Annotated in this window: 14 protein-coding genes; 12 read left to right on the forward strand and 2 right to left on the reverse strand. The window is 73.4% G+C overall.

All coding sequences use genetic code 11. The features are described from left to right. Positions 1-242 precede the first annotated feature (242 nt). Entirely contained in the window at positions 243-2,024 is a 1,782-nt protein-coding gene (locus tag OM98_RS07500; RefSeq protein WP_029362761.1) for a proline--tRNA ligase, read from the forward strand. Positions 2,025-2,087: 63 nt separating this feature from the next. On the opposite strand, the gene OM98_RS07505 is transcribed toward OM98_RS07500, so the two are convergent. Next, positions 2,088-3,203 (reverse strand): DUF4439 domain-containing protein, encoded by a 1,116-nt coding sequence (locus OM98_RS07505; protein ID WP_010533989.1) that lies wholly within the window; start codon positions 3,201-3,203, stop codon positions 2,088-2,090. A 125-nt stretch (positions 3,204-3,328) separates the two neighbouring features. Between OM98_RS07505 and OM98_RS07510 the strand changes: the two genes are divergently transcribed. From OM98_RS07510 to truB, 7 genes are all read left to right on the forward strand, one after another. Then, positions 3,329-3,907 carry a ribosome maturation factor RimP gene (locus OM98_RS07510; RefSeq protein ID WP_010533990.1) on the forward strand — a complete coding sequence of 193 codons (579 nt, stop codon included), beginning with the start codon at positions 3,329-3,331 and terminating at the stop codon, positions 3,905-3,907. Position 3,908: 1 nt separating this feature from the next. After that, entirely contained in the window at positions 3,909-4,886 is a 978-nt protein-coding gene (nusA, locus tag OM98_RS07515; RefSeq protein WP_010533991.1) for a transcription termination factor NusA, read from the forward strand. A gap of 231 nt (positions 4,887-5,117) precedes the next feature. Further along, positions 5,118-5,420 (forward strand): YlxR family protein, encoded by a 303-nt coding sequence (locus OM98_RS07520; RefSeq protein ID WP_010533992.1) that lies wholly within the window; start codon positions 5,118-5,120, stop codon positions 5,418-5,420. Positions 5,421-5,516: 96 nt separating this feature from the next. Then, on the forward strand, positions 5,517-8,414 hold the full coding sequence (infB, locus tag OM98_RS07525; RefSeq protein WP_010533993.1) for a translation initiation factor IF-2: 2,898 nt from the start codon (positions 5,517-5,519) through the stop codon (positions 8,412-8,414). A 60-nt stretch (positions 8,415-8,474) separates the two neighbouring features. Then, positions 8,475-9,614 (forward strand): TRM11 family SAM-dependent methyltransferase, encoded by a 1,140-nt coding sequence (locus OM98_RS07530; protein WP_010533994.1) that lies wholly within the window; start codon positions 8,475-8,477, stop codon positions 9,612-9,614. Then, positions 9,611-10,087 (forward strand): 30S ribosome-binding factor RbfA, encoded by a 477-nt coding sequence (gene rbfA, locus OM98_RS07535; RefSeq protein ID WP_010533995.1) that lies wholly within the window; start codon positions 9,611-9,613, stop codon positions 10,085-10,087. Before OM98_RS07530 ends, rbfA begins: the two co-directional genes overlap by 4 nt. After that, on the forward strand, positions 10,084-11,016 hold the full coding sequence (gene truB / locus OM98_RS07540; protein WP_010533996.1) for a tRNA pseudouridine(55) synthase TruB: 933 nt from the start codon (positions 10,084-10,086) through the stop codon (positions 11,014-11,016). The genes rbfA and truB overlap by 4 nt, the downstream gene beginning before the upstream one ends. A gap of 103 nt (positions 11,017-11,119) precedes the next feature. Here truB and OM98_RS07545 read toward each other — a convergent pair whose 3' ends face one another. Continuing rightward, positions 11,120-12,664: a L,D-transpeptidase family protein gene (locus tag OM98_RS07545; RefSeq protein ID WP_010533997.1), complete on the reverse strand. Its 1,545-nt coding sequence runs from the start codon at positions 12,662-12,664 to the stop codon at positions 11,120-11,122. Between the two features lie 301 nt (positions 12,665-12,965). Between OM98_RS07545 and OM98_RS07550 the strand changes: the two genes are divergently transcribed. The 4 genes from OM98_RS07550 to OM98_RS07565 all read left to right on the forward strand — a co-directional run bounded on the left by OM98_RS07550 (position 12,966) and on the right by OM98_RS07565 (position 18,423). Beyond that, complete coding sequence (locus tag OM98_RS07550) at positions 12,966-13,982, forward strand: bifunctional riboflavin kinase/FAD synthetase (RefSeq protein ID WP_010533998.1); 1,017 nt, start codon at positions 12,966-12,968, stop codon at positions 13,980-13,982. A gap of 190 nt (positions 13,983-14,172) precedes the next feature. Continuing rightward, a complete protein-coding gene (gene rpsO, locus OM98_RS07555) occupies positions 14,173-14,442 on the forward strand; it encodes a 30S ribosomal protein S15 (protein ID WP_010533999.1) in 270 nt (89 codons plus the stop codon). A gap of 221 nt (positions 14,443-14,663) precedes the next feature. Further along, positions 14,664-16,910 (forward strand): polyribonucleotide nucleotidyltransferase, encoded by a 2,247-nt coding sequence (locus OM98_RS07560; RefSeq protein WP_083837740.1) that lies wholly within the window; start codon positions 14,664-14,666, stop codon positions 16,908-16,910. Positions 16,911-17,082: 172 nt separating this feature from the next. Further along, on the forward strand, positions 17,083-18,423 hold the full coding sequence (locus tag OM98_RS07565) for a M16 family metallopeptidase (protein WP_010534001.1): 1,341 nt from the start codon (positions 17,083-17,085) through the stop codon (positions 18,421-18,423). Positions 18,424-18,427 lie beyond the last annotated feature (4 nt).

An 18,427-nucleotide genomic window follows, 5' to 3' on the forward strand; every position in this document is an offset into this window, starting at 1 on the left:
CGGACGGCAGGCGGGCGCGGACCAGCCTACGGCCCACGAGGGGAGTGGCCGCGCGGGGGGCGTGCCCGGGGTGAGCCCGCGACGGCGCCGCCGCGGCGTGGCACAGGCCGCCCCGGCGCGTGCGTGGGGGCACGGGAGGAATGCCCGCGGACCCGGCGAACGGACCAGTCCCTGACCAGTACGATGGGTCGGATACCCGCGCCATGACGCGGCGGCTGCCCCACCGTCCGAAAGGCTCCTCCATGATCCGCATGTCCTCCTCCTTCATCCGCACCCTGCGCGAGGACCCGTCGGACGCCGAGGTCGCCAGCCACAAGCTGCTGGTGCGCGCCGGGTACATCCGCCGCTCCGCGCCGGGCGTGTACACCTGGCTGCCGCTGGGTCTGCGGGTGATGCGCAAGGTCGAGCAGATCGTGCGCGAGGAGCAGGACCGCATCGACGGTCAGGAGCTGCTGTTCTCCGCGCTGCAGCCGCGCGAGCCCTACGAGGCCACCGGGCGCTGGGAGGAGTACGGCCCCACCCTGTTCCGCCTGCACGACCGCAAGCAGGCCGACTACCTGCTGGCCCCCACCCACGAGGAGATGTTCGCCCTCGCGGTGAAGGACCTGTTCAACTCGTACAAGGACCTGCCGGTCATGCTGTACCAGGTCCAGACCAAGTACCGCGACGAGGCCCGCCCGCGGGCCGGCCTGCTGCGGGTGCGCGAGTTCGTGATGAAGGACGCCTACTCCTTCGACGTCTCCGACGAGGGCCTGGACCGCTCCTACGAGAAGCAGCGCGGCGCCTACCAGCGCACCTTCGACCGCCTCGGCCTGCCCACCGTGATCTGCCAGGCCGACGCCGGGGCGATGGGCGGCTCCCGCTCCGAGGAGTTCCTCCACCCCACCCCCATCGGCGAGGACACCTTCGTGGTCTCCGAGGGCGGCTACGCCGCGAACGTCGAGGCCGTCACCACCGTCGCCCCCGCCGCGCTGGGCGAGGATGATATCGCCGCCCTGCCGGCCTCCCACGTCGAGGACACCCCGGGCGCGAGCACCATCGCCGCCCTCACCGAGTTCTCCAACCACGCCTTCCCGGGCCTGGGCACCACCACCGAGGACGGCACCTGGACCCGCTACGAGATGCTCAAGCACCTCGTCTACCTGCTCACGCACCCCGACGGCAGCACCGAGCCGCTCGTGATCGCCCTGCCCGGCGACCGCGAGGTCGACCCCAAGCGCCTGGAGACCGCGGTCGCCCCGGCGATCGCCACCGCATTCACCGAGGAGGACTTCGGGCGCCACCCGGTGCTGCGCAAGGGATTCATCGGCCCCGCCGGGCTGGGCCTGGACGCCCCCTCCAAGATCCGCTACCTGGTCGACCCGCGCGTCGTGCCCGGCACCCGCTGGGTCGCCGGCGCCGGCGAGGCCGACCGGCACGTCTACGACCTGGTCTACGGCCGCGACTTCACCGCCGACGGCACCATCGAGGCGGCCGCCGTGCACGACGGCGACCCGGCCCCCGACGGCTCCGGCCCGCTGCGCCTGACCCGCGGCATGGAGATGGGGCACATCTTCCAGCTCGGCCGGAAGTACGCCGAGGCGCTGGACCTCAAGGTGCTCGACGAGAACGGCAAGGCCGTCACCGTCACCATGGGCTCCTACGGGATCGGCGTCACCCGCGCCGTGGCCGCCATCGCCGAGGCCTACCACGACGAGAAGGGCCTGGTCTGGCCGCGCTCGGTCGCCCCCGTGGACGTGCACGTGCTCGCCACCGGGAAGGACGCCGAGGTGTTCGAGGAGGCCGCCCGCATCGCCGCCGCCCTCGAGGAGGCCGGCTACGAGGTGCTGCTGGACGACCGCCCCAAGGTCTCCCCGGGCGTGAAGTTCAAGGACGCCGAGCTGCTGGGAATCCCCACCTCCGTGATCGTCGGCCGGGGCCTGGCCGGCGGCATCGTCGAGGTGCGCGAGCGCGCCGACGGCACCGTCGAGGAGGTCGCCCCCACGCAGGTGGTCGAGACCGTCCGCGCCCGCGTCGAGAGCTGACCCCCGCGACCCGCTGATGCCCGGCGGTCGGCCCCGCCGGGCACCGCCGCGAGGGGCCGTCGCTCAGGCGCCGCGGTCCGAGGCGGCCAGCTCCTCGTCCACCGCGAGGGAGGGCAGCGGGTCCAGCTCGCCCACCAGCCCCGCGAGGGTCCCCGCCTCCTGCAGGGAGGCCGCGATCGGCAGCGGGCGCCGCCCGAAGGGCGCCGCGCCCGCCAGGGCCAGCTGGGCGGTGAGCAGGGACTGCGCCACCTGGGTGGGCAGCTGCGCGGCCGTCGCCTCGTCCAGCGGCTCCGTGGGCAGGGCGTAGACGGCGGCGCGGGTCACGACCGGACCGCCGTCCTGCTCGGCGATCGCGGCGAGCTGCTCGGCCCGCTCCCGGTGCAGGGCGGCGGCCTGCTCGTGGTCCTCGCGGACGGAGTCCTCGCTGCGGGCGGCGAGCACCTCGTGCACGTACCCCGCGTACCACTCCTCCTGCTGGGCCTGCTCAAGGGTCAGGTGGTAGTCGGACTCGGCGCCGATCGAGGGCGGGTCCGTCTCCGGCACCTCCCGGGCGGGCTCGATGTCCTCCGCCTCCCGCGGGGCGGACCATTCGCCCTCGCCGCTGGCGGCGGCCAGGCGCAGGGCGGCCCACTGGATGTGCGCGCCGATCGCGGCGACCGGCCGGGTGAGGGAGCCGGAGACCTGCCGGGCCGCATCGGTGGTGAGCTCGCGCAGCTCCAGCAGCAGCGCCAGCAGCCCGGGCACGTCGGCGGCCACCTCGGTGGGGGAGGCGCCCGCCGCGGACCCGGTCCGCTCACCGTCCTCCGTCTCCGACTCCGCGCCGGTCAGCAGCGCGGCCCGCTGCACCGGCAGGGCCGCGGCCAGGCCCTCGACCGCGGCGGCCGTCGCCTCGGCGTCGGCGCCCCCGGGGTCCTCCAGGCCGTCGGCGGCCGCGCGCGCCGCGTCCAGCAGGGCGAGCAGCTCGGCGCGGTAGATGTCGTCGATGCCCGGCGGGGGAGGGGTGTAGGCGGCCGGGCCGCCGAGCTCCACCTGCCCGCAGCCCGCCAGGGCCAGCAGCGCGCCGCCCAGCAGCAGCCCGCGCCGTGGCACCAGGGACCGGGTGGCCGGGACGGGGTGCGAGCACTCGGCGGGCGGAGCGGAGGGGACAGGCGGGGACGGCAGGGGGCGGGGACCGGACACGGGATGATTCTCGCATCGGCCCGTCCCGGGGCGACATCGCGCGCCCCCGCCGCTCTATCCTGGAGGGCATCCCGGCGCATGCCCCGCCGGCCCCGACAAGTCCATAGGCAGGAGGTGAGCGAGCGATGAGTGGAGCCGACGCCCACCCTGCCCTGCAGGAGGCCGCCCGGTCCGTGCTGTCCCAGCACGATCTCGTCCTCGAGGAACTGGTGGTGCGGCCCCGTCCCGGCGGCCCCGAGGTCTCCCTGGTGGTGGACCTCCCCGAGGACCGTCTCGGCAGCGCCGACCTCGACGCGGTGGCCGCCGCCACCACCGATCTGAACGCGGTCATCGACGCCGATGACTCCCTGCTCGGCCCGGACCCGGCCGTGCTCGAGGTGACGACCCCCGGCGTGGACCGTCCGCTGACGGCCGCCCGTCACTTCCGACGCGCCCGTGGGCGCCTGCTGGTGCTCTCCCGCCACGACGGCGAGGTGCACCGCGCACGGATGCTCGCCGTGCGCGAGGACGGCACCCTGGTGCTGCGCCCCGAGCCGGGCCGGGACGAGAAGGGTCGCCCCGTGAAGCTGCCGAAGGGCGCGCCCGACCGCCTGGAGATCTCGGTGGACGACGTCGAGCATGCCCGGGTCGAGGTCGAGTTCGACCCGCCGGAGGACCTCGAGGCGTTGATCGCCGAGGCCGAGAACGACGAGCAGGAGAGCTGAGATGGACATCGACATGAGCGCCCTGCGCGCCCTCGAGCGGGAGCGGGACATCCGCCTGCCCGTGCTGCTGGACGCGATCCGCACCGCGCTGCACGCCGCCTACCTGCACACCGACCACCCGGTGCGGGACTCCGAGGTGATCATCGACGAGCGCACCGGCGAGGTGCGGGTGCTCGCCCGCGAGACCGACAGCGAGGGCACCGTCGTCGAGGAATGGGACGACACCCCCGAGAACTTCGGCCGCGTCGCCGCCTCCACCGCCCGCCAGGTGATCTTCCAGCGCATCCGGGACCTCGAGGACGAGGCCGTGCTCGGCGTCTACGCCGACCGGGCCGACGACATCGTCTCCGGCGTCATCCAGCAGGGCCGTGACCCCCGGATGGTGCTGGTGGACCTCGGGGACGTGGAGGCCGTGCTGCCCCCGCACGAACGGGTGCCGGGGGAGGACTACACCCACGGCCGCCGCCTGCGCGCCTACGTCACCGAGACCCGCCGCGGCCCCAAGGGCCCGCAGATCACCCTGTCCCGCTCCCACCCCAACCTGGTGCGCCAGCTCTTCGCGCTCGAGGTGCCCGAGGTGGCCGACGGCAGCGTGGAGATCGCGGGCGTGGCCCGCGAGGCCGGGCACCGCACCAAGATGGCCGTCCGCGCCACCGTGCCGGGGCTGAACGCCAAGGGCGCCTGCATCGGCCCGATGGGCTCCCGCGTGCGCTCGGTGATGAACGAGCTCAATGGCGAGAAGATCGACATCGTCGACTTCGACGAGGACCCCGCGGCCTACGTCACCAACGCGCTCTCCCCGGCGAAGATCTCCAGCGTCGTGGTGATCGACGAGGTCGCCCGCGCGGTGCGGGCCACGGTGCCGGCCGCCCAGTTCTCCCTCGCCATCGGCAAGGACGGGCAGAACGCGCGCCTGGCCGCGAAGCTCACCGGCTGGAAGATCGACATCCGCCCCGACGAGGAGCCCACCGGGGACTGAACAGGGCACTGAGCGTCCGCGGCACCACCCGCGCCCGGGCGCGTCCCGGGTCGCCGGGGTGTCCGCCGGGCGCGTCCGCCCCGGGCGAATCGGGTGTGTCCCACGCCTCCCCGGTGCGCGGCGCCCGGCGGAGGTCGGCTACACTGAACCGGCTGTCCATCCAGGTCGGCGGCGCTCCCTCCGGGGGTCGCGCGGACCCGGGAGGACGTCCGGGATGGAGGAGGAGCGGCCATGCAGAGCCCCTCACCCCACCGTCCCGAACGCACGTGCGTCGGCTGTCGGCAGACAGCGCCGCGCGCGCAGCTGGTGCGTCTGGTCCGGGAGGAGACTCCCGACGGGAGTGCGCCGCGCGTCCGACTCGACCCCACCGGGGCCGCCTCGGGACGCGGGGCCTGGCTCCACCGTGACGCATCGTGCCTCGACCTCGCCCTGCGGCGGGGCGGCCTCGCCCGGTCCTTCCGGGGCAGGGTCGATGCCGGTGCCCTCACCGGCGACCTCCAGCAGTACGAGCCCACCATCCCGTGGAACAGGTAGAAGAACACATGGACATCCGATGAGTACTCACCTATGAGCACCCTCAGGAACTAATGGTCCGCGCCCTCTTGTCGGCCGGACCGGGACAGGAGAATTGTGGCTAAGGTCCGCGTCCACGAGCTCGCCAAGGAGCTCGGACAGCCGAGCAAGGTCGTTCTGCAGAAACTGCAGGACATGGGCGAGTTCGTTCGCTCCGCCTCGTCGACCATCGAGGCACCCGTCGCCCGTCGCCTCCGCGGGGAGTTCCCCGCGCCGAAGGCCGACGCGCCCGCCGCCCCCGGCGGCGCCCCCAGCACCCCCAAGTCCGGCGCCAAGCCGGCCGCCGCGAAGGCCTCCGAGCCCGCGGCCGCCGAGAGCGCGCCGGCCGAGAAGCCCGCCCCTGCGGCGGCACCCGCCTCCGAGGAGGAGCCCTCCTCGAAGCCCACCGGCCCGAAGCCCGGCGGCGCCCCCAAGCCCGGGGCGAAGCCGGCCACGCAGGCCGAGTCCGCCCCGGCGGAGACCCCGGCGAGCAGCGAGGTCCCGGCCTCCGAGCCCGCCGCGCCCGCCTCCGAGGAGCGCCCCTCCGCGCCCAAGCCCGGCGGGGAGCGTCCCGCCGCGCCCAAGCCCGGCGGTGCCCGCCCCGGCAACAACCCCTTCGCGACCTCGCAGGGCATGCCCCGTCCCGGTCAGCGCCCCGGCGGTCGCCAGGGCGGCGGCCGACAGGGCGGCCGTGACGGCGGCAGCGCCCGTCCCGGCAACAACCCCTTCGCCAGCTCCCAGGGCATGCCCCGTCCCGGCCAGCGTCCCGGCGGCCCCCGTCCCGGCGGCCAGCAGGGCACCGGTCAGGGCCAGGGCGGCCAGGGCCAGGGTGGCGGTCAGGGCGGCGGCCAGCGCGCCCCCCGTCCCGGCATGCCCACCCCCGGCATCATGCGCCAGCACTCCAGCGGCGGCCTCGCCGACGCCAAGCAGGGCGGCGGCGGACCCCGTGGCGGCGGTCGTGGCGGTGCCCGTCCCGGCGGCGGCCCCGGTGGCGGCGGCCCCGGCGGCGGTGGCGGCCCCCGTGGCGGTCGCGGCGGTCGCGGCAGCACCCAGGGCGCCTTCGGGCGCGGCGGCAAGCCCGCGCGCTCCCGCAAGTCGAAGCGCGCGAAGCGTCAGGAGTTCGAGCAGCAGCAGGCCCCGGCGCCGGGCGGCGTCTCGATCCCGCGCGGCAACGGCGCGACGATCCGTCTGCGTCGCGGCGCCTCGCTGACCGACTTCGCCGACCGCATCGACGTCAACCCCGCCTCGCTGATCACCGTGCTCTTCGCGATGGGCGAGATGGCCACGGCCACCCAGTCCCTGAACGAGGACACCTTCGGTCTGCTGGGCGAGGAGCTCGGCTACAAGATCGAGATCGTCTCCCCGGAGGACGAGGAGCGCGAGCTGCTCGAGCAGTTCGACATCGACCTCGACCAGGAGCTCGCCGACGAGGACGATGCGGACCGCCTGCCGCGCTCGCCTGTCGTCACCGTCATGGGCCACGTCGACCACGGCAAGACGCGTCTGCTGGACACCATCCGCAGCGCCAAGGTCGCCGCGGGCGAGGCCGGCGGCATCACCCAGCACATCGGCGCCTACCAGGTCGATGTGGAGCACGAGGGCCAGGACCGCGCCCTGACCTTCATCGACACCCCCGGCCACGAGGCGTTCACCGCCATGCGTGCCCGTGGTGCCGACGTCACCGACATCGCGATCCTCGTGGTCGCGGCCGATGACGGCGTGATGCCCCAGACCATCGAGGCGCTGAACCACGCCCAGGCGGCCGACGTGCCGATCGTGGTCGCGGTGAACAAGATCGACAAGGAGGGTGCGAACCCCCAGAAGATCCGTCAGCAGCTCACCGAGTACAACCTGATCGCCGAGGAGTACGGCGGCGAGACGATGTTCGTGGACGTATCCGCACGGGAGAACCAGAACATCGACGCGCTGCTGGAGGCCGTCCTGCTCACCGCGGACGCCTCCCTCGACCTGCGGGCCAACCCCGACAAGGACGCCCGCGGCGTGGCCATCGAGGCGAACCTGGACCGCGGTCGCGGCCCGGTCGCCACGGTGCTCGTGCAGCAGGGCACCCTGCGGGTCGGCGACGCGATCGTGTGCGGCACCGGCCACGGCCGTGTCCGCGCGATGCTCGACGAGAACGGCTCGCCAGTGCAGGAGTCGGGTCCGTCCCGTCCCGTGCAGGTGCTCGGCCTGACCTCGGTGCCCGGCGCCGGTGACAACTTCCTGGTCGCCCAGGACGAGCGCACCGCGCGCCAGATCGCCGAGAAGCGGGAGGCCGCCCAGCGCGCCGCCTCGCTGTCCAAGGCCCGCAAGCGGATCTCCCTCGAGGACATCACCGAGCACATGGCGGCCGGAAAGGTCGAGACGCTCAACCTCATCCTCAAGGGCGACGCGGCCGGCGCGGTCGAGGCGCTCGAGGAGTCGCTGCTCGGCATCGACGTCGGCGAGGAGGTCCAGCTGCGGATCATCGACCGCGGTGTCGGCGCCATCACGATGAACAACATCAACCTGGCGGTCGCCTCCGACGCGGTGATCATCGGCTACAACGTGCGGGCCGAGGGTCCGAACGCGGACTACGCCGACCGCGAGGGCGTGGAGATCAAGTACTACAGCGTGATCTACCGGGCCATCGAGGAGATCGAGCAGGCGCTCAAGGGCATGCTCAAGCCGGAGTACGAGGAGGTCGAGACCGGGTCCGCCGAGATCCGCGAGATCTTCCGCTCCTCGAAGTTCGGCAACATCGCCGGCTCCATCGTCCGCAGCGGCACCATCCGCCGCGGCACGAAGGCGCGCATCACCCGCAACGGCGTGGTGGTCACCGAGAACATCGAGATCGCCGGTCTGCGCCGCTTCAAGGACGATGTCACCGAGGTCCGCGAGGGCTTCGAGTGCGGCATCAACCTGGGGTCCTTCAACGACCTGCAGCTCGAGGACGTCATCACGACCTACGAGACGCGGGAGAAGCCCCGCAGCTGATCCCCTGGCCGGCCGGGCCGCCACCACGGTGGCCCGGCCGGCCCCCGGGAACGGAACCCCATGACGAGCACCGTCCTCGTGCTGAGAGCGCCCTCGACCAATCGCGTGTACACGCGGTCGGCCGGGGCGCTCTCGCACGCCGAGGCGCACTGGGTGCTCGGCGCCCGCACCGGCGGCCAGGCCCCGACGGTGCGGGAGCGTCTCGTCTCCGGCATGGACGCCCTCGAGGTGACCCTGCCGGACGCCGACGACGAGGCGGAGCGGGAGCGGACCCTGCGCTGGCTGGGACGGCTCTCGGCCAGCCACGGCCTGCTCGAGGTCGTGCGGGAGGACGAGCAGGGCGGGGCACCGCTGCTGCGCCCCCTGGAGGTCCCCGCCGCGTTGCGCCACCCCGACGACCTGGAGACGGTGCAGCGCTACCCCGGCAAGACCAACGAGCAGTTCACCGCGCTGCTGGTGAACCTCGCCGCCGCCCTCTCCACGCGGGGCGAGCGGCTGCTGACGGGGGAGCTGGACCTGCTGGACCCCATGTGCGGCCGCGGCACCACTCTCAGCCGGGCCCTGCGGCTCGGTCTCAGCCCGATCGGGGCCGAGATCGACGCCGGCGACGTCGAGGCCTATCGCACGACCCTCGCCACCTGGCTGCGCACTCACCGCTTCAAGCACCGCCTCGAGGAGGGCGCACTGAGCCTGCACGGTCGGCGCCTGGGCCGCCGCCTCGACGTGGAGCTCGCCCCCGACAAACAGGCCCAGAAGGCCGGCGAGGGCCAGTCGCTCACCGTGCTGGGCTGCGACGCCCGTCGCCTCGGTGAGCTGCTGCCCGCCCGCTCCCTCGACGTGATCGTCGCGGACCTGCCCTACGGCGTGCAGCACGGCTCGAAGGGCCGCGAACGCTGGGAGCGCTCCCCGCGGGAGCTGCTCGCCGAGCTCGCCCCCGTCTGGGCCGGGCTGCTGCGTGAGGGCGGCGCCGTGGCCCTGGCCGCCAACCGCCACACCCTCGACCACCAGCAGGCGGCGGACGCCCTCGCCGCCGCCGACCTCCGCCTGGTCAGCGCCGACGGCGCCTTCCGCCACCGCGTGGACCAGTCCATCGACCGCGACGTGCTGCTCGCGGTCCCCGCCCGCCACCCGCGGCGCGAGCAGCTCGAGGCGCTCGGCCGCACCCCGCTCACCCGTCCCGATCAGGAGGACCCCGCATGACCGAGAACCCCCGCGCCCGACGCCTCGCCGGCCGCATCCAGCAGATCGTCGCCACCATGCTCGACACCCGGGTGAAGGACCCGCGGCTCGGTAGCGTCACCGTCACCGAGGTGCGCGTGACGGGCGACCTCCAGCACGCCACCATCTTCTACACCGTGTTCGGCGGGGACGAGGACCGCGAGGGCACCGCCGCGGCGCTGGCCAGCGCCACCGGCATGCTGCGCCGCGAGGTCGGCCGTCAGACCGGCGTGCGCCTGACCCCCACCCTCGAGTTCGTGCCCGACGCGGTGCCGGAGAACGCCCGCGCCATCGAGGACCTGCTGGTCACCGCCCGCAGCCGCGACGAGGAGCTGGCCCGCACCAAGGAGGGCGCCGCCTACGCCGGTGAGGCCGACCCCTACAGGGCGCCCCGCGACGAGGACGAGGACCTCGACGAGGACGACCAGGAGGACGGCGCGGAGCCCCGCGCGTGAGCGCCTCCCACGGCATCCTCCTGGTCGACAAGGCCCCGGACCGCACCAGCCACGACGTGGTGGCCCGGGTGCGGTGGCTGCTGGGCACCAAGAAGGTCGGCCACGCCGGCACCCTGGACCCGATGGCCACCGGGCTGCTGCTGCTCGGCGTCGGCCAGGGCACCCGGCTGCTGACCTACCTGGTGGGCCTGGACAAGACCTACACCGCGACCATCCGCCTCGGGCAGGCGACCACCACCGACGACCGCGAGGGCGAGGCGATCGGCGATCCCCGCGACACCGCCGGGATCGACCCCGCCGCCCTCGAGGCGGCGCTGGAGGGCCTGCGCGGGGACATCCTGCAGGTGCCCTCCACCGTCTCCGCGATCAAGGTCGACGGGAAGCGCGCCTACGCCCGCGCCCGGGCGGGGGAGGACGTCGAGCTCGCCGCCCGCCCCGTCCGCATCGCCGAGCTGACCGTGCACGGGAGCCGCCGCGAGGGGCCGTTCACGGACCTCGACGTCACCGTCACCTGCTCGTCCGGGACCTACGTGCGGGCGCTGGCCCGCGACCTCGGGGACGCCCTCGGCCTCGGCGGGCACCTCACCGCGCTGCGCCGCACCGCCGTCGGCCCCTTCGCCGTCGCGGACGGGTTGCACGTGCCCGCCCGCGGAGAGGGCGACGACGTGCCGCTGCCGCTGCGGGGGCTCGGGGAGACCGCCGCCGCGGTGCTGCCGACCGTTCCCGTCGATGCGGCCGGCGCCGCCGACCTCGCGGACGGCCGCCGCATCCCCCGCACCGTCGAGCCCGCCCCTGCGCCGCTGCCCCGGCACCGCGAGGAGGAGGCCGTCGCCGCCCTCGCCGCCGACGGTGCGCTGTGCGCCGTGCTGCGCCCCGAGGGTCGGCGCTGGAAGCCGCAGCTCGTGGTCCCCGTCGACGCCCGCTGCTGAGCTTCGCCCCCGGCAACATCCCGGGCACGAGCAAGGCCCCGTCCGATCATCGGACGGGGCCTTGCTCGTGCTCACCGGCGGGGCCGGCTCCGGGGGCGGTCGCTCAGTAGTGCGACTCCACCCGGACACCGATCCCGGCCCAGTCGTACAGCCACTTGGCGTCGGACACCGGCAGGTTGATGCAGCCGTGCGAGCCCGAGTAGCCGAAGGACGAGCGCCACGGGGCGCCATGGAAGCCGTAGCCCCCGTGGAAGTACTGCACCCAGGGGACGTCCTCGGTGTAGTAGTACTCCTCGTCGTCCTCGTCGTAGCGGGACGCGTTGGTCATGTCCTGCATGTCGTAGCGCAGGTAGATCTCGTAGGTGCCGGTGACCGTCTCGTAGCCCTCGCCGCCGTCCACCATGCTGCGGGGGCCCCACACCGGGGTGTCGCCCACGTAGGCGGTGACGCTCTTGTCGGAGAGGTTCACGTCGATCCACTTCTCACCGGTCGGGGTCGCCTCCTCCTCGTCCTCGGTGGTGGCCTCCTCCTCGGAGGACTCCTCCTCGGTGGCCTCGTCCTCCTCCTCGGGGGCGGCGACCTGCTCGACGTCCGCCTCGACGGTGCGGGACTCGAAGGTGGCCTCCAGGGCGGTGGTGCCCTTCAGCGCCTCGATCAGCTGATCGGCGACGGCATCGGTGTTGGTCACCTCGAGGCCATCGGTCTTCTCGGCGACCACCTCGACGACCTCGCCGTCGGCGTCGACCTGCTCGATGCCGTCCTTCGCCTCGACGGTGGACTTCGCGGCGCGCTCGGAGACCCACTCGCGCACGGCGTCCTCGTCGACGGAGAGCTCGAGGCTCTTCCCGTCCTCGGACTCGGCGACGGACATCCAGGAGCTGCGGCGCTCGGAGGAGATCTCCAGCGTGTCGCCCTCGGGGTCGGTGACGGTCATGGACTGCTCGAGCACCGAGGCGATCGAGGCCAGGGTCTCCTCGGCCTCCTCGGTGGTGATGGCCGGGGCGATCTCCTCGATCGGCTGCTCCACGGAGAAGTCCGAGAGGGTCGCGGCCTGCGCGGTCACGGTCTCGACGAGCTCGGTCGGGTCGACGCCCAGCCCCGGGGTGGCCTCGGAGACGGACCACTCGTCGGCGTCCTCGTCGTAGCTGACGGACGCGTTCACCGGGTCGGTGCGGTCCTCGGGCACCAGCGAGGAGGCGAAGTCGGAGACGGCCTGCTCGTCGACGGACACGACCGGGTCGACGGGGTGCTCCCCGGACCAGGTGGAGGAGATGACGGCGCCGAAGTCGTCCTCGCGCTCGACGGCGGCGGCAGCGGTGGCATCCGCGTCCACGCTCGCCCCGAGGTCGGCGAGGGAGACCTCGTGCACCTCGTCGTCGGCGGTGACGGAGACGGTGACGCCCTCCGCCCGCTCGGCGACCATGCTCGAGATCTGCGCCGGGGTCTGGCCGGACACGTCCTGGCCGAGCACGGTGGTGCCGGGGAGCGCCTTGCCCTCGAACTGCTTGGCGTAGGCCAGCGCGCCACCGGTGAGGATCACGGCCAGCACCGCGACGATCGCGAGCAGCACGAGGGTGACCCGGCGGCGACCACCGCGGGAGGCGCCCGAGGGCCCTCCGGCCGTGGCCGGATCGGTCACGTTGGTCATGTTGTGGTTCCCATCCTGGCGGCCACGGGTCCACGCCGTGCGCACGCCCCCTGACGCGCGCACGAGATGGACAGGGTCGGTCCCGGGGTGCCGCCGTTCCCGCCACCATACTGGAGGGAGGTATCCGGGCATCAGAGCACCTGTGCCCGATGTTCGTCACAGCTCGGGCACGATCCGTCCCTCCCGGACGCCCGCGGGGAGCCGCCGAGGGGGCTACAGTGTGCGCCGTGGTCGTGCAGCCGGCCCCGTCGCACCGCCGTCCGTCGCCCCCCCAGCCGTCCCGGGAAGGACCCCGCCCGCCGTGAGCCGCACGCCCATCTGGCACTCCGTCCAGGAGGTGCCCGCCGACCTCGGGCCCACCGCGGTGTCGATCGGCAACTACGACGGCATCCATCGCGGCCACCGCTTCGTGCTGGACCAGCTGCTGCACCAGGCGGCCAGCCGCTCCCTCACCCCGGTGGCGCTGACCTTCTGGCCGCACCCGCGCCACGTCATGCACACCCCCGGCGATCCGCCGCTGCTGACCGGCCATCAGGACCGCGACCGGCTGCTGCTGCTCTCCGGCGTCGGCGGGGTCCTCGATCTCGATTTCACCTGGGAGTTCGCCCAGCACTCCGCCGAGGACTTCGTGCGGATCTTCCTGGTCGAGGCCCTCGGCGCCCGCTGCGTGGTGCTCGGCGAGGACGCGCGCTTCGGGAAGGCCAACAGCGGCGACATCTCCACCATGCGCGAGCTGGGGGAGCGCTACGGCTTCGATGTGGTCACCGTCGAGGAGCTCGGCGCCACGGGCGAGGGCAGCGACCGCATCTCCTCCTCCGTGATCCGCTCCCTGCTGCTCGAGGGTCGCGTCGCCGAGGCCAACGCGATGCTCGGCCGCCTGCACACCGTCACCGACGTCGTCCACCACGGGTTCCGACGCGGCCGTGAGCTGGGCTTCCCCACCGCGAATCTCGGCCCCGAGCCCCAGGGCCTGGTGCCCGCGGACGGCGTCTACGCGGCCTACCTCACGGTGATCGACCAGGACCCCACCCATGCCGGCACATCGCCGCTGGCCGGCGTGCCCGCCACCGTCTCCATCGGCACCAACCCCACCTTCGCCGCCGAGGGCGTGCCCGCCCGCACCGTCGAGGCCTACGTGCACGACGACCACACCCTGGACCTCTACGGCGACACCGTGCGTCTCGAGCTGGTCGACTTCCAGCGCCCCACCCTGAAGTTCGACGGCATCGACAGCCTGGTCGCCCAGATGCACCACGACGTCGAGGTGACCCGGCGCACTCTCGCCGAGGCGGACTCCCGGCCCGCACAGGCCGACTGATATCCTCGTCCCGCCGTCAGAACGGCCGCGGAGAGCGATCCCGCACCCGTCACCGGCATCCACCGCCTCGTGCACACCCTCCCCGATCGGGAGGCGCACCCCGGCGCGGGTGCCCTCAGGGATGCGACCGCTCGCCCAGAGAGCCCGGGTCAGCAGGATCCGGGCGCCGCGCAACGATTTCAGGAGAGCCATGGCCTTCGACACCGCCACCAAGCAGGAGATCATCAAGGAGTACGGGACCACCGAGGGCGACACCGGTTCCCCCGAGGTCCAGATCGCGCTGCTCACCCACCGCATCACCTACCTGACCGAGCACCTGAAGACCCACAAGCACGACCACCACACCCGTCGTGGTCTGATGCTGATGGTCGGTCAGCGCAAGCGCCTGCTGCAGTACCTGCAGCGTGTCGACATCGAGCGCTACCGCTCGCTGATCAAGCGTCTCGGCATCCGCCGTTGACCCCCTCCGCCGCTCGCCCCTCGGGCGGGCGGCGGTTGCATGTGCCCGCCGACCCGGTCGGGCACGGGCCCGGGCCGCACGGCCCGCAGCGCCCACGACCACCCGCCCCACCGAGTTCGGTCCTCGGCAGTGACCTGCGGAAGGGATCCCCGGATCCCGCCCCGCGGATGACTGACGAAGGCCGCACCGGCCGGGGCACCCCCTTCACCAAGGAGAACCCCATGGCCATGGAAGGCCCTGACATCACCGCCACCACCGCCGTCATCGACAACGGCTCCTTCGGTCGCCGCGAGGTGCGATTCGAGACCGGCCGGCTCGCCCAGCAGGCCGCCGGCGCCGTCTCCGTCTACCTCGACGACGACACGATGGTCTTCTCGGCCACCGCGGTGTCCAACAAGCCCAAGGACCAGTTCGACTTCTTCCCGCTGACGGTGGACGTCGAGGAGCGGATGTACGCCGCCGGCCGCATCCCCGGCTCCTTCTTCCGTCGCGAGGGCCGCCCCGGCACCGACGCGATCCTCGCCGCCCGCCTCACCGACCGCCCGCTGCGCCCGGCCTTCGTCAAGGGCCTGCGCAACGAGGTCCAGGTCGTCCTCACCGTGATGGCCTGCAACCCCGACGACGCCTACGACGTCGTCGGCATCAACGGCGCCTCCGCCTCCACCCAGATCTCCGGTCTGCCCTTCTCCGGCCCCATCGGCGCCGTCCGCATCGCCCTGATGCCGACCGTTCAGGGCGGCCAGTGGGTCGCCTTCCCGACCTTCACCCAGCTCGACGAGGCCGTCTTCTCGATGGTCGTCGCCGGCCGGATCGTCGAGGACGACGTCGCCATCATGATGGTCGAGGCCGAGGCCACCGACCACTCCTGGAACCTCATCTCCGAGCAGGGCGCCATCGCCCCCACCGAGGAGGTCGTCGCCGAGGGCCTGGACGCCGCCAAGGTGTTCATCCGCACCCTGTGCGAAGCCCAGCAGGAGCTGGCCAAGACCGCCGCCAAGCCGGTCCGCGAGTTCCCCCTGTTCCTGGACTACCAGGACGACGCCTACGAGATCGTGTCCGGCGCCGCCTCCGAGCGCCTCGGCCAGGTCATGTCCATCGCGGGCAAGACCGAGCGCGAGGAGCGCACCGAGGAGCTGCTCGCCGAGGTCCAGGCCGAGCTGACCGCCGAGGGCGCCGCCCTGGCCGGCCGCGAGAAGGAGGTCACCGGTGCCTACCGCGCCCTGACCAAGAAGCTCGTGCGCCAGAAGATCCTCACCGAGGGCGTGCGCATCGACGGCCGCGGCCTGCGCGACATCCGCCAGCTCTCCGCCGAGGTCGAGGTGCTGCCCCGCGTGCACGGCTCCGCCCTGTTCCAGCGCGGCGAGACCCAGATCCTGGGCGTCACCACGCTGAACATGCTCAAGATGGAGCAGCAGATCGACTCGCTCGGCCCGGTCGACCGCAAGCGCTACATCCACCACTACAACTTCCCGCCGTACTCCACCGGCGAGACCGGCCGCGTCGGCTCCCCGAAGCGCCGCGAGATCGGCCACGGCATGCTCGCCGAGCGCGCCATCGTGCCGGTGCTGCCCAGCCGCGAGGAGTTCCCCTACGCGATCCGTCAGGTCTCCGAGGCCCTCGGCTCCAACGGCTCCACCTCCATGGGCTCGGTCTGCGCCTCCACCCTGGCGCTGCTGAACGCCGGCGTGCCGCTGAAGGCCCCGGTGGCCGGCATCGCCATGGGCCTGGTCTCCGACCAGGTCGGTGGTGAGACCCGCTACGCGGCGCTGACCGACATCCTCGGCGCCGAGGACGCCTTCGGCGACATGGACTTCAAGGTGGCCGGCACCTCCGAGTTCGTCACCGCGATCCAGCTGGACACCAAGCTCGACGGCATCCCGGCCTCCGTGCTGACCGCCGCGCTGTCCCAGGCCCGCGAGGCCCGCCTGCACATCCTGGGTGTGCTGGGCGAGGCCATCGACACCCCCGACGAGATGAGCCCGCACGCCCCCCGCGTGCTCGCGGTGACCATCCCCGTCGACAAGATCGGTGCGGTCATCGGCCCCAAGGGCCAGATGATCAACCAGATCCAGGACGACACCGGCGCCGACATCACCATCGAGGACGACGGCACCGTCTACATCGGCGCCACCGACGGCCCCTCCGCGGAGGCCGCCCGCGCCGCCGTGAACGCCATCGCCAACCCGATGGTCCCCGAGGTCGGCGAGCGCTACCTCGGCACCGTGGTGCGCGTGGTCGACTTCGGCGCCTTCGTCTCGCTCACCCCGGGCAAGGACGGCCTGCTGCACGTCACCCAGCTGCGCAAGCTCAACGGCGGCAAGCGGGTCGACAACGTCGAGGACGTCGCCCAGGTCGGCCAGAAGATCGAGGTCGAGATCCGCGAGATCGACGCCCGCGGCAAGATCAGCCTCGCCGTGATCGAGGACGAGGCCGAGGGCTCCGAGGAGTCGGAGTCCGCCTCCGAGTGATCCGGGTCTGATCCCCGCCTGAGCGGACGGGCGGCATCCCCTGCCGGGGGTGCCGCCCGTTCCGCGTCCCGGGGCGCGGACGGGGAGCCCGGCTCGCGGTCCCCGCCGGACCGCTCCGTGAGCCGCCCCACGCCGATCCGGCACCGGCCGGGGACCGTGGAACAATCGACCGATGCCTGTTGACCTGTCCTTCGACGACCCCCGCTCCGACGAGGTGCTCGACGCCGCCGCCGGGGTGCGCCGCAGCATCCTGCCCGGCGGGGTGCGCCTGGTGACCCAGACCGACCGCAGCGTGCGCAGCGCGACCCTCGGGATGTGGCTGCCGGTGGGCTCCCGGGACGAGCGGCCCGAGCATGCGGGCTCCACCCACGTGCTGGAGCACCTGCTGTTCAAGGGCACCGCCCGGCGTTCCGCGATGGACATCGCCACCGCCTTCGACGAGGTCGGCGGCGAGTCCAACGCCGTCACCGCCAAGGAGCACACCCTGTACTACGGGCGGGTGCGCTCGGCGGACCTGCCGATGGCGCTGGACGTGCTCACGGACATGATCACCGCCCCCTCCTTGGAGGAGGACGCCCTGGCCACCGAGCGCGAGGTGATCCTCGAGGAGCTCGCGATGGCCGAGGACGACCCCGGCGACGTCGGCTACGAGACCTTCCTGGCCGACGTGCTGGGTCCGGACACCCCCATCGGCCGACCCGTCGGCGGCACCGCCGAGAGCGTGAACGCCCTGGGCATCGAGGACGTCCGCGCCCATTTCTCCGAGCACTACCGCCCGGAGAACCTGCTGGTCACCGCCGTGGGCGACGTCGACCACGAGCAGCTCTCCGAGCAGCTCGTGGCCGGGCTGCGACGCGGTGGCTGGGTGCTGGAGGACGGCGCCGTGCCGACCGTCCGCCGTCGTGAGGCCCACCCGGAGATGATGCTCGGGGGCGCCGCGGGCGGGCACGAGGTCGCCGCGATCCGGCCGCACCTGCTGGCACGCCCCGCCGAGCAGACCCACATCTACCTCGGCGGCACCGGACTCAGCGCCGTCCACGAGGACCGCCACGCCCTGTCGGTGCTGATGTCGATCCTCGGCGGTGGCATGTCCTCCCGGCTGTTCCAGAACATCCGCGAGCAGCGGGGCCTGGCCTACACCGTCTACTCCTTCAGCGCCGCCTACCGCGACGCCGGCCTGTTCGGCCTCTACGCCGCCTGCCGCCCCGCCCGCACCGCCCAGGTGGTCGAGCTGCTCGGCGAGGAGCTCGCGACGATGGGGGAGCGCGGCGTGGACCAGGCCGAGATGCGCCGCGCCCGCGGCCAGATCACCGGCTCCTTCGCCCTGGGCCTGGAGGACACCAGCAGCCGCATGGGCCGCCTCGGCACCGTGGAGCTGGTGCACGGCACCTACACCGGGGTCGACGAGACCCTCTCCCGCATCGCCGCCGTCGAGGCGGAGGACGTGCGCCGCCTCGCCGCGCAGCTCGCCTCCTCCTTCTCCACCCGGGTCGACGTCGGCCCGGAATCCTGAGCAT

The organism is Brachybacterium squillarum M-6-3 (assembly GCF_000225825.1).
GTDB lineage: Bacteria > Actinomycetota > Actinomycetes > Actinomycetales > Dermabacteraceae > Brachybacterium > Brachybacterium squillarum.

Coding starts and splice junctions, on each gene's coding strand:
- OM98_RS07500 (WP_029362761.1), top strand. CDS start 243: ATGATCCGCATGTCCTCCTCCTTCATCCGCACCCTGCGCGAGGACCCG.
- OM98_RS07510 (WP_010533990.1), top strand. CDS start 3,329: ATGAGTGGAGCCGACGCCCACCCTGCCCTGCAGGAGGCCGCCCGGTCC.
- nusA (WP_010533991.1), top strand. CDS start 3,909: ATGGACATCGACATGAGCGCCCTGCGCGCCCTCGAGCGGGAGCGGGAC.
- OM98_RS07520 (WP_010533992.1), top strand. CDS start 5,118: ATGCAGAGCCCCTCACCCCACCGTCCCGAACGCACGTGCGTCGGCTGT.
- OM98_RS07530 (WP_010533994.1), top strand. CDS start 8,475: ATGACGAGCACCGTCCTCGTGCTGAGAGCGCCCTCGACCAATCGCGTG.
- rbfA (WP_010533995.1), top strand. CDS start 9,611: ATGACCGAGAACCCCCGCGCCCGACGCCTCGCCGGCCGCATCCAGCAG.
- OM98_RS07545 (WP_010533997.1), bottom strand. CDS start 12,664: ATGACCAACGTGACCGATCCGGCCACGGCCGGAGGGCCCTCGGGCGCC.
- rpsO (WP_010533999.1), top strand. CDS start 14,173: ATGGCCTTCGACACCGCCACCAAGCAGGAGATCATCAAGGAGTACGGG.
- OM98_RS07560 (WP_083837740.1), top strand. CDS start 14,664: ATGGCCATGGAAGGCCCTGACATCACCGCCACCACCGCCGTCATCGAC.
- OM98_RS07565 (WP_010534001.1), top strand. CDS start 17,083: ATGCCTGTTGACCTGTCCTTCGACGACCCCCGCTCCGACGAGGTGCTC.